Source organism: Pseudomonas sp. LBUM1671, assembly GCF_059695685.1.
This window is the reverse complement of record NZ_CP166782.1, coordinates 419,090-430,022: the sequence shown is the minus strand read 5'-3', so window position 1 is coordinate 430,022 and position 10,933 is coordinate 419,090. Positions and strand designations below refer to the sequence as shown.

The 10,933-nt window shown below is 60.4% G+C and carries 7 protein-coding genes; 2 read left to right on the top strand and 5 right to left on the bottom strand.

All coding sequences use genetic code 11. The annotated features are described in order from the left end of the window. The first annotated feature begins 9 nt into the window (after nt 1-9). Nucleotides 10-456 (top strand): excinuclease, encoded by a 447-nt coding sequence (locus ACA060_RS01980; protein ID WP_497315081.1) that lies wholly within the window; start codon nt 10-12, stop codon nt 454-456. A 208-nt stretch (nt 457-664) separates the two neighbouring features. Here ACA060_RS01980 and ACA060_RS01975 read toward each other — a convergent pair whose 3' ends face one another. After that, nucleotides 665-1,048: a type II toxin-antitoxin system PemK/MazF family toxin gene (locus tag ACA060_RS01975; protein ID WP_497315079.1), complete on the bottom strand. Its 384-nt coding sequence runs from the start codon at nt 1,046-1,048 to the stop codon at nt 665-667. Nucleotides 1,049-1,134: 86 nt separating this feature from the next. After that, nucleotides 1,135-2,031, bottom strand: coding sequence for a LysR family transcriptional regulator (locus ACA060_RS01970; protein WP_497315077.1), 897 nt, complete (start codon nt 2,029-2,031; stop codon nt 1,135-1,137). A gap of 166 nt (nt 2,032-2,197) precedes the next feature. Between ACA060_RS01970 and ACA060_RS01965 the strand changes: the two genes are divergently transcribed. Beyond that, complete coding sequence (locus ACA060_RS01965; RefSeq protein ID WP_497318163.1) at nt 2,198-3,424, top strand: MFS transporter; 1,227 nt, start codon at nt 2,198-2,200, stop codon at nt 3,422-3,424. A 172-nt stretch (nt 3,425-3,596) separates the two neighbouring features. On the opposite strand, the gene hemE is transcribed toward ACA060_RS01965, so the two are convergent. From hemE to gltB, 3 genes are all read right to left on the bottom strand, one after another. Continuing rightward, entirely contained in the window at nt 3,597-4,664 is a 1,068-nt protein-coding gene (gene hemE / locus ACA060_RS01960; RefSeq protein WP_109627584.1) for a uroporphyrinogen decarboxylase, read from the bottom strand. A gap of 253 nt (nt 4,665-4,917) precedes the next feature. Then, nucleotides 4,918-6,336 (bottom strand): FAD-dependent oxidoreductase, encoded by a 1,419-nt coding sequence (locus ACA060_RS01955; protein ID WP_497315075.1) that lies wholly within the window; start codon nt 6,334-6,336, stop codon nt 4,918-4,920. A gap of 33 nt (nt 6,337-6,369) precedes the next feature. Beyond that, entirely contained in the window at nt 6,370-10,815 is a 4,446-nt protein-coding gene (gene gltB, locus ACA060_RS01950) for a glutamate synthase large subunit (RefSeq protein WP_497315073.1), read from the bottom strand. Nucleotides 10,816-10,933 lie beyond the last annotated feature (118 nt).

Here is a 10,933-nt window from a genome sequence, read left to right as displayed (position 1 = left end):
GAGACCTCCATGCACTTCAAGAAACTCGCTGCCGCCGCCACCCTGTTGATCTGCGCCCTCCCGGCCGTCAGCCAGGCCCGCGACACCCCGGTGTACCTGCCCTTCGACAAAGCCGTCGCCGAAGCCACCCGCACCGGCAAAATCGATGGCAGCGTGAAGTTCTACCTGGCCGGCAATACACCGACTGGCAACGTCAGCGTACTCAGCGCGGGGGCCGTGACCAACAAGAAAACCAACGCCTTCAACAAGTCTGACGAAGTGGCCTGCGAATGGGTCGCGCAATCGGCAATCATCAGCTTGTTCCAGGCGGCCAAGAGCGCCGGGGCTAATGCGGTGACCAACATTGTCAGCTTCTACAAGAGCAATGAGCGTAAAGACGCCAAGAACTATGAATGCCACGCCGGGGCGATCCTGGCGGGCGTTGCGTTGAAAGGGGATTTGGCGAAGGTTCAGTAACACTGGAAACGACAAAGGGCGCCTTTCGGCGCCCTTTCACAAACAGGTCGGCTTGTCATCGCCCTGTACCTGTCTGGCTCTGCGATGGCTGGTTGCCCAGGATCCTCAGAGTCTCACAAGCCCCTTTCGGGAACGGGAGGAGTATTGCGTGAAACGGAAACAGGGGCAACCACTGGCCATTCGCCTGACTGCGCCACTTCCAATGCCATCACAAGCCAAGAGCATTGCGCACCGCGACTTTTATTGCGTAAAACTCATCTGTTTCAAGTTGTGAAATAACATAAACACGCTTCCCCTGGCGGTCTCGACTTTTGATCCGGTCCAGTCTGGAGAGGCTCACTGTCGCAACCATATCGCATTTCGCCCAGCAGACTGGAGTGGCACCCTGGAGATGACTTTGAAGCTCCAGATGATGATCAAGTACACGATCCGGAGCAGTGGTGCTCAGAGGCACAACTGTCACGAGTAAGCTGTTGGTTTTGTGTTTGCGTATCACGACAACAGGCCTGACTTTGATCATTTCAGGAACTTCATACCCCCTGAAATCACAAATCAGCACGCTGCCTTCCTTCGGTTGATATAGAAGTGGCATCCATGGCACTCATCGAAAGAAATCGATTTTGCTCAACATCCGAGGAAATCACTAAACCAGATCCGTTACTTTAAGTGTCCCTTCGCTCAAGCCCCCTCAACCTTCCTCGTCAACAAATCCACAAACGCCTTGGCCATCGGCGACTTCTGGTCCTTGCGCTGCACCAGCCACACCGCCGACACCGCTTCCGGATCGAGCAACGGTCGATACACCACACCGTCGATGCGCATCCGCTGATAAGACGCCGGCAGCACCGACACACCCAGCCCCGCCGCCACCAACCCGATAATCGTCATCGCCTCCCCCGCCTCTTGTGCGAAGTGCGGGCTGAAACCGGCATCGCGGGCCAGGCTGAGCAACTGTGCATACAGGCCGCTGCCATAACTGCGCGGGAAAAACACGAACGGTTCGAGGGCCAATGCCGACAGGAACAACCCTTCTTCACTGCCGCTGACCAGCGGATGCTTGGAACTGAGCACCGCCACCAGCGGCTCACGCATCAGTTCCACGACGCTGAGGGAATCCGGCAGCCCGAGTGGTCGCATGATGCCGACTTCGATCGACTCATCCACCAGCGCATCGGCCACTTGGGTGCTGCTCATCTCCCGCAGATTCAAATGCACCGCGGGGAAACGCTGGCGAAACGAAAAAATCGCCTGAGGAATGGTCGAGTTGAACGGCGCCGACGAGGTGAAGCCGATCTTCAGTTCGCCCAACTCGCCGAGCTGCGCACGCCGTGCCACATCGGCCGCTTTGTCGACCTGGGCCAGCACCAACCGCGCTTCTTCCAGAAACAGTCGACCGGCCTCGCTGAGCTCGACCCGACGATTGGTTCGCTCAAACAGTCGGGCACCCACCTCTTGTTCCAGTGCCTGAATCTGCTGGCTCAGGGGCGGTTGCGAGATGCCCAATGCCTGAGCGGCGCGGCCGAAGTGCAGTTCTTCGGCGACGGCGATGAAGTAGCGCAGGTGACGCAATTCCATGAAAACTCCATTAGGTCGTTAAACCTATCAAACAGGTCGAACAATATATTGGATTGAATCATTAGGCAGCTATATGCTTTTTTCATTGCCTGACCGGCTGCGCCCTCCGAGGTCCGAAGTGAAAACTGCTGTCGCCCCCCTTGCCCATGAAGTCCCGCCCGATGCGGTGGACGATGTTGTCGCCGAATTGAAAGAGATCTACATCGAGAAAGGCACACCGATGTTCATGCGCACGGTGTTGGCGCTGTTCTCCGGCGGCTTCGCGACCTTCGCCCTGCTCTACTGCGTACAGCCGATGATGCCTCTGCTGTCCCACGAGTATTCGATCAACGCGGCGCAAAGCAGCCTGATCCTGTCGGTGGCCACTGGCATGCTCGCCATTGGCTTGCTGATCACCGGCCCGATCTCCGACCGTGTCGGACGCAAACCGGTGATGGTCGCGGCGCTGTTCGCCGCGGCGTTGTGCACCATGGCCAGCGCGATGATGCCGAGCTGGCAAGGCGTGCTGGTGATGCGTGCGTTGATCGGGTTGTCGTTGAGCGGCCTGGCGGCGGTCGCCATGACCTACCTGAGCGAAGAGATCCACCCACAGCACATCGGCCTCGCGATGGGGTTGTACATCGCTGGTAATGCGATTGGCGGAATGAGTGGCCGCTTGATCACCGGCGTATTGATCGACTTTGTCAGCTGGCACACGGCGATGCTGGTGATCGGCGGTCTGGCGCTGATCGCGGCGACGGTGTTCTGGAAAATCCTCCCCGAATCACGCAACTTCCGCGCTCGCTCGCTGCACCCGCGCAGTCTGGTCGATGGCTTCACCATGCATTTTCGCGACGCCGGGTTGCCGTTGCTGTTCCTTGAGGCTTTTGTGCTGATGGGCGCGTTCGTCACGCTGTTCAACTACATCGGTTATCGCTTGCTGGCCGCGCCGTATCACATGGACCAGGTGTTCGTTGGGCTGCTGTCGGTGGTGTACCTGTCTGGCATCTACAGCTCGGCGAAAATCGGTTCGCTGGCTGACCAGCTGGGCCGGCGCAAAGTGCTTTGGGCGACGATTGTGCTGATGCTCGCCGGTCTAGCACTGACGATGTTCACGCCGCTGCCGGTGGTGATTATCGGCATGCTGATCTTCACCTTCGGCTTCTTTGGCGCGCACTCGGTGGCGAGTAGCTGGATCGGGCGTCGGGCGGTCAAGGCCAAGGGACAGGCGTCGTCGTTGTACCTGTTCAGCTATTACGCCGGGTCGAGTATTGCGGGGACGGCGGGCGGAGTGTTCTGGCACCTGGGCGGGTGGAACGGGATCGGGTTGTTTATTGGTGCGCTGCTGGTGATTGCGCTGTTGGTGGCGTTGAAGCTGGCGAAGTTGCCACCATTAGGCGATTTAAAAGCCTGATGCAAATCCCTGTGGGAGCGGGCTTGCCCGCGATGGCGTCATCACATACAACAGATGTGCTGGATCAACTACTGCTATCGCGGGCAAGCCCGCTCCCACATTGACCGTGTACGATCTGATATCTCACACAAAAACGCCCGGCATATGCCGGGCGTTTTTTATTGGCCGACGATCACTCGTGATATTGCGCCGACAGCTCATGCACCGCGCGCATGAACGCACCCGCATGTTCCGGATCAACTTCCGGGGTGATGCCATGGCCGAGGTTGAACACGTGACCACTGCCCTTGCCATAGCTGGCGAGGATGCGGCCAACTTCGGTGCGAATGGCTTCTGGCTTGGCGTACAGCACGGTCGGGTCCATGTTGCCTTGCAGGGCAACTTTGTTGCCGACACGCTGGCGGGCTTCGCCGATGTCGCAGGTCCAGTCCAGGCCCAAGGCGTCAGCACCGGCATCGGCGATGCTTTCCAGCCACAGGCCGCCGTTCTTGGTGAACAGGATGACCGGTACTTTGCGGCCTTCGTGTTCGCGGATCAGGCCGCTGACGATTTTGCGCATGTAGGCCAGGGAGAATTCCTGGTACGCCGCCGCCGAGAGGTTGCCGCCCCAGGTGTCGAAGATCTGCACCGCTTGCGCGCCAGCCATGATCTGGCCGTTGAGGTAGCTGGTGACCGACTGTGCGAGCTTGTCCAGCAGCAGGTGCATGGCTTGCGGGTTGTCGTAGAGCATGGCCTTGGTCTTGCGGAAGTCTTTCGACGAGCCGCCTTCGACCATGTAGGTGGCCAGGGTCCATGGGCTGCCGGAGAAGCCGATCAGCGGCACGCGGCCATTCAGTTCACGGCGGATGGTGCTGACCGCATCCATGACGTAGCCGAGGTCTTTGTGCGGATCAGGAATCGGCAGGGCTTCTATGTCGGCCAGGGTGCTGACGACTTTCTTGAAGCGTGGGCCTTCACCGGTTTCGAAGTACAGGCCCTGGCCCATGGCATCCGGGATGGTCAGGATGTCGGAGAACAGGATCGCCGCGTCCAGTTGCGGATAGCGGTCGAGCGGCTGCATCGTGACTTCGCAAGCGAACTCCGGGTTCATGCACAGGCTCATGAAGTCACCGGCCTTGGCGCGGCTGGCGCGGTATTCCGGCAGGTAGCGACCGGCCTGACGCATCATCCACACGGGGGTGACGTCTACGGGTTGCTTGAGCAGGGCACGAAGGAAACGGTCGTTCTTCAGGGCAGTCATGTCGGCATCCGGAAAAAAAGTGCGGGCATTTTCTCAGAGCGCGACGCAAAAGGCACGGTTGCAGGTCAGCCTTTTGTCTATCGGGTCAATTTGTCGCAATAAACACGCAGATTTCAGCAACACCCGGAAACCAATGTGGGAGCTGGCCTGCCAGCGATGCGGACACCTCGGTGTGTCAGTCAGTCCGAGGTGATGCTATCGCTGGCAGGCCAGCTCCCACAGGGTTATTGCATGTCAGTTCTGGATCGGGGATTTAGACGCCCAGGTAATCCAGGATGCCTTCGGCGGCGTTGCGGCCTTCGAAGATCGCCGTCACCACCAGGTCAGAGCCGCGAACCATGTCGCCACCGGCGAAAATTTTCGGGTTGCTGGTCTGGTGCTTGAACTGACCTTGTTCCGGCGCCACAACGCGGCCCTGGCTGTCGGTCTGGATGCTGAACTGCTCGAACCACGGCGCCGGGCTTGGACGGAAACCGAAAGCGATGACCACGGCATCAGCCGGGATGATCTCTTCGGAGCCCGGGATCGGCTCGGGGCTGCGGCGGCCACGGGCGTCGGGTTCGCCGAGACGGGTCTCGACCACCTTCACGCCTTCGACCTTGTCTTCGCCAACGATGGCGATCGGCTGGCGGTTGTAGAGGAACTTCACGCCTTCTTCCTTGGCGTTCTTCACCTCTTTGCGCGAGCCCGGCATGTTCGCTTCGTCACGACGATAGGCGCAGGTCACCGACTTGGCGCCCTGGCGAATCGACGTACGGTTGCAGTCCATCGCCGTGTCGCCGCCGCCCAGTACCACCACCTTCTTGCCTTTCATGTCGACGAAATCTTCCGGCGACTTTTCAAAGCCCAGGTTGCGGTTGACGTTGGCGATCAGGAAGTCGAGCGCGTCATGCACGCCCGGCAGGTCCTCACCGGCAAAGCCGCCCTTCATGTAGGTGTAGGTGCCCATGCCCATGAACACGGCATCGTATTCTTCGAGCAGTTGCTCGACGGTCACGTCCTTGCCCACCTCGGTGTTCAGGCGGAACTCGATGCCCATGCCGGTGAAGACTTCGCGGCGATTGCTCAGCACAGTCTTTTCCAGCTTGAACTCGGGGATGCCGAAGGTCAGCAAACCGCCGATTTCCGGGTTCTTGTCGAACACCACCGGGGTCACGCCGCCGCGTACCAGCACGTCGGCACAACCGAGGCCGGCCGGGCCTGCACCGATGATCGCCACACGCTTGCCGGTCGGTATGACCTTGGACATGTCCGGACGCCAGCCCATGGCGAACGCGGTGTCGGTGATGTACTTCTCGACCGAACCGATGGTCACCGCGCCGAAGCCGTCGTTGAGGGTGCAAGCACCCTCGCACAGACGATCCTGCGGGCAAACCCGGCCGCACACTTCCGGCAGGGTGTTGGTCTGGTGCGACAGCTCGGCGGCCTGGAGGATGTTGCCCTCGGCCACCAGTTTCAGCCAGTTCGGAATGAAGTTGTGCACCGGGCACTTCCACTCGCAATACGGGTTACCGCAACCCAGGCAGCGGTGGGCCTGATCGGCCGAATGCTGGGGTTTGAAGGGTTCGTAGATCTCCACGAACTCTTTCTTGCGTTGACGCAACAGTTTCTTCTTCGGATCTTTGCGCCCGACGTCGATGAACTGGAAGTCGTTATTCAGACGTTCAGCCATTGTTAAAACCTCATCAAACTCTTCAGGCGCATATCACTGCGGGTTGGCACGGGTGCTGGAAAGCAACGATTTCAGGTTGGCAGCCTTGGGCTTGACCAGCCAGAAACGACGCAGATAGTCATCAAGGTTTTCAGCGAGGTTACGGCCCCATTCGCTGTCGGTTTCCTCGACGTATTCGTTCAGCACGCGTTGCAAGTGGCTGCGATAGGCTTCCATCGCCTCACCGCTGATCCGCTGGATTTCCACCAGTTCGTGGTTGACCCGGTCAACGAAGCTGTTGTCCTGGTCGAGCACGTAGGCGAAACCGCCGGTCATGCCTGAACCGAAGTTGTAACCGGTCTTGCCCAGGACGCAGACGAAACCACCAGTCATGTACTCGCAGCAGTGATCACCCGTGCCTTCCACAACCGTGTGGGCACCGGAGTTACGCACGGCAAAGCGCTCGCCCGCGGTGCCGGCGGCGAACAGCTTGCCGCCCGTGGCGCCGTACAGGCAGGTGTTGCCGATAATGGCACTGTCCTGAGTCTTGTAGACGCTGCCCTTCGGCGGAACGATGACCAGCTTGCCGCCGGTCATGCCCTTGCCGACGTAGTCGTTGGCGTCGCCTTCCAGGTACATGTTCAGGCCACCGGCGTTCCACACACCGAAGCTCTGACCGGCCGTCCCTTTGAAGCGGAAGGTGATCGGCGCGCTCGCCATGCCTTGGTTGCCGTGCTTGCGCGCGATTTCACCGGAGATCCGCGCGCCGATCGAACGGTCGCAGTTGCAGATATCCAGGGCGAAATCGGCGCCACTCATGTCGTTGATGGCCGAGGTGGCCATGTCGACCATTTTCTCGGCCAGCAAGCCTTTGTCGAACGGCGGGTTGCGGTCCACCTGGCAGAACTGAGGCTTGTCTGCCGGGATGTGATCGCTACCGAGCAACGGGGTCAGGTCCAGGTGGTTCTGCTTGGCGGTCTGGCCTTCGAGGATGTCCAGCAGATCGGTACGACCGATCAGCTCTTCGAGGGAGCGCACGCCCAGCTTGGCCAGCCACTCACGGGTTTCTTCGGCGACATAAGTGAAGAAATTCACCACCATGTCGACGGTCCCGATGTAGTGATCCTTGCGCAGCTTCTCGTTCTGAGTCGCGACGCCGGTGGCGCAGTTGTTCAGGTGGCAAATACGCAGGTATTTGCAGCCCAAGGCGATCATTGGCGCGGTGCCGAAGCCGAAGCTTTCAGCGCCGAGGATCGCAGCCTTGATCACGTCGAGGCCGGTTTTCAGACCGCCGTCGGTCTGCACCCGGACTTTGCCGCGCAGGTCGTTGCCGCGCAGGGTCTGGTGGGTTTCGGCCAGGCCGAGTTCCCACGGAGCGCCCGCGTATTTGATCGAGGTCAGCGGCGATGCACCGGTGCCGCCGTCGTAGCCGGAGATGGTGATCAAGTCCGCATAGGCCTTGGCCACACCGGCAGCGATGGTGCCGACGCCCGCTTCTGCCACCAACTTCACCGAGACCAGGGCCTTCGGATTGACTTGTTTCAGGTCGAAAATCAGCTGCGACAAGTCTTCGATCGAATAGATGTCGTGGTGCGGCGGCGGCGAAATCAGGGTCACGCCTGGCACTGCGTAACGCAGCTTGGCGATCAGGCCGTTGACCTTGCCACCTGGCAGTTGACCGCCTTCGCCGGGCTTGGCGCCTTGGGCGACCTTGATCTGCAGCACTTCAGCGTTGACCAGGTATTCCGGGGTTACACCGAAACGGCCCGTCGCGACTTGCTTGATTTTCGAGCTCTTGATGGTGCCGTAGCGCGCCGGGTCTTCGCCGCCTTCGCCGGAGTTGGAACGCGCACCGAGGCGGTTCATGGCTTCGGCCAGGGCTTCGTGAGCCTCAGGCGACAAGGCGCCCAACGAGATGCCGGCGGAGTCGAAGCGCTTGAGCACCGATTCCAGCGGTTCGATCTCGCTGATGTCCAGCGGCGTGTCCAGGGTCTTGACCTTGAACAAGTCGCGGATCATCGACACCGGACGGTTGTCGACCAGCGCCGTGTATTCCTTGAACTTGCTGTAGTCGCCCTGCTGCACTGCGGCTTGCAGGGTGTTGACCACGTCCGGGTTGTACGCGTGATATTCGCCACCGTGGACGAACTTCAGCAGACCGCCCTGCTGGATCGGCTTGCGCGGGCTCCAGGCTTCGGCGGCCAGAGCTTTCTGCTCGGCTTCGATGTCGACGAAACGCGCACCCTTGATGCGGCTTGGCACGCCACGGAAGCTCAGCTCGCAAACTTCTTCGGACAGGCCGATGGCTTCGAACAGCTGCGCACCGCGGTACGAGGTGATGGTCGAGATGCCCATCTTCGACAGGATCTTCAGCAGGCCTTTGGTGATGCCTTTGCGGTAGTTCTTGAACACCTCATAGAGGTCGCCCAAGACTTCACCGGTGCGGATCAGGTCGCCCAGCACTTCGTAGGCCAGAAACGGATAGACCGCCGAGGCGCCGAAACCGATCAACACCGCAAAGTGGTGCGGGTCGCGAGCGGTGGCGGTTTCCACGAGGATGTTGGAGTCGCAGCGCAGGCCTTTTTCGGTCAGGCGGTGGTGTACCGCGCCGGTGGCCAGGGAGGCGTGGATCGGCAACTTGCCCGGGGCAATGTGACGGTCACTCAACACGACCTGGGTGCGACCGGAGCGCACGGCTTCTTCAGCCTGATCGGCAACGTTGCGGATGGCCGCTTCGAGGCCGACGCTTTCGTCGTAGTTGAGGTCGATGATCGCGCGCTCGAAGCCCGGACGATCGAGGTTCATCAGCGAGCGCCACTTGGCCGGAGAAATGACCGGCGAGCTGAGGATTACGCGCGAGGCGTGCTCCGGCGACTCCTGGAAGATGTTGCGCTCGGCACCGAGGCAGATCTCCAGCGACATGACGATGGCTTCACGCAGCGGGTCGATTGGCGGGTTGGTGACCTGCGCGAACTGCTGGCGGAAATAGTCGTACGGCGTGCGCACGCGCTGGGACAGCACGGCCATCGGCGTATCGTCGCCCATCGAGCCGACGGCTTCGTAGCCTTGCTCGCCGAGCGGACGCAGCACCTGATCGCGCTCTTCGAACGTGACCTGGTACATCTTCATGTACTGCTTGAGCTGATCGACGTCGTAGAAAGCCGAACCGTGGTCGTTGTCTTCCATGGTCGCCTGGATGCGCAGGGCATTCTTGCGCAGCCATTGCTTGTACGGATGACGGGACTTCAGGCGGTTGTCGATCGCATCGGTGTCGAGGATCTGACCGGTTTCGGTGTCCACGGCAAAGATCTGGCCCGGACCGACGCGGCCCTTGGCGATCACGTCTTCAGGCTGGTAGTTCCAGACACCGATTTCCGAGGCCAGGGTGATGAAGCCGTTCTTGGTGGTGACCCAACGCGCCGGGCGCAGACCGTTACGGTCGAGCAGGCACACCGCGTAGCGACCGTCGGTCATTACCACGCCCGCCGGGCCGTCCCACGGTTCCATGTGCATGGAGTTGTATTCGTAGAACGCACGCAGGTCCGGGTCCATGGTTTCTACGTTCTGCCACGCAGGCGGAATGATCATCCGCACGCCACGGAACAGGTCGATGCCGCCGGTGACCATCAGCTCGAGCATGTTGTCCATGCTGGAGGAGTCGGAACCGACGCGGTTGACCAGCGGGCCGAGTTCTTCAAGGTCCATCAGGTCGTTGGTGAACTTGGTGCGACGGGCCACGGCCCAGTTACGATTGCCCGTGATGGTGTTGATCTCGCCGTTGTGCGCCAGGAAGCGGAACGGTTGAGCCAGCGGCCATTTCGGCAGGGTGTTGGTGGAGAAGCGCTGGTGGAACACGCAAATCGAGGTTTGCAGGCGCTGGTCGCTGAGGTCTGGATAGAAGGCGGACAGATCCGCCGGCATCATCAGGCCTTTATAAATGATGGTCTTGTGCGAAAAGCTGCAGATGTAGTGGTCGGTGTCGGCGGCATTGGCCACGGACGAGCGACGGCGGGAGGTGAACAGCTTGATCGCCATGTCCTGGTCGCTCAGGCCTTCACCGCCGATGTACACCTGCTCGATCTGCGGCAGGCGCTCCAGGGCCAGGCGGCCGAGGACGCTGGTGTCGATCGGCACTTTGCGCCAGCCGACGAGTTGCAGGCCGGCGGCCAGGATCTCGCGGTTCATGTTCTCGCGAGCGGCTTCGGCTTTGACCGGGTCCTGGTTGAAGAAGACCATGCCCACGGCATATTGCTTGGGCAGTTCGACACCGAATGTTTCCTGGGCGATGGCTCGCAGGAACACGTCCGGTTTTTGAATCAGCAGACCGCAACCGTCACCGGTCTTGCCGTCGGCGTTGATCCCACCGCGGTGGGTCATGCAGGTCAGGGCCTCAATGGCCGTTTGCAAAAGGGTATGACTGGGCTCGCCCTGCATATGGGCAATCAGGCCGAAACCGCAGTTATCCTTGAATTCATCTGGTTGGTACAGACCTGCTTTCATAGACACTTTCTCACCAGGCTGCCTCTTTTCGAGGCAAATTTCTTTTCAATTCAACCACTTGCAATCCGCGCCGAACGTACGCCGGCTTAGCGGGGGCAAAAGGGTGGTCATTGTACAC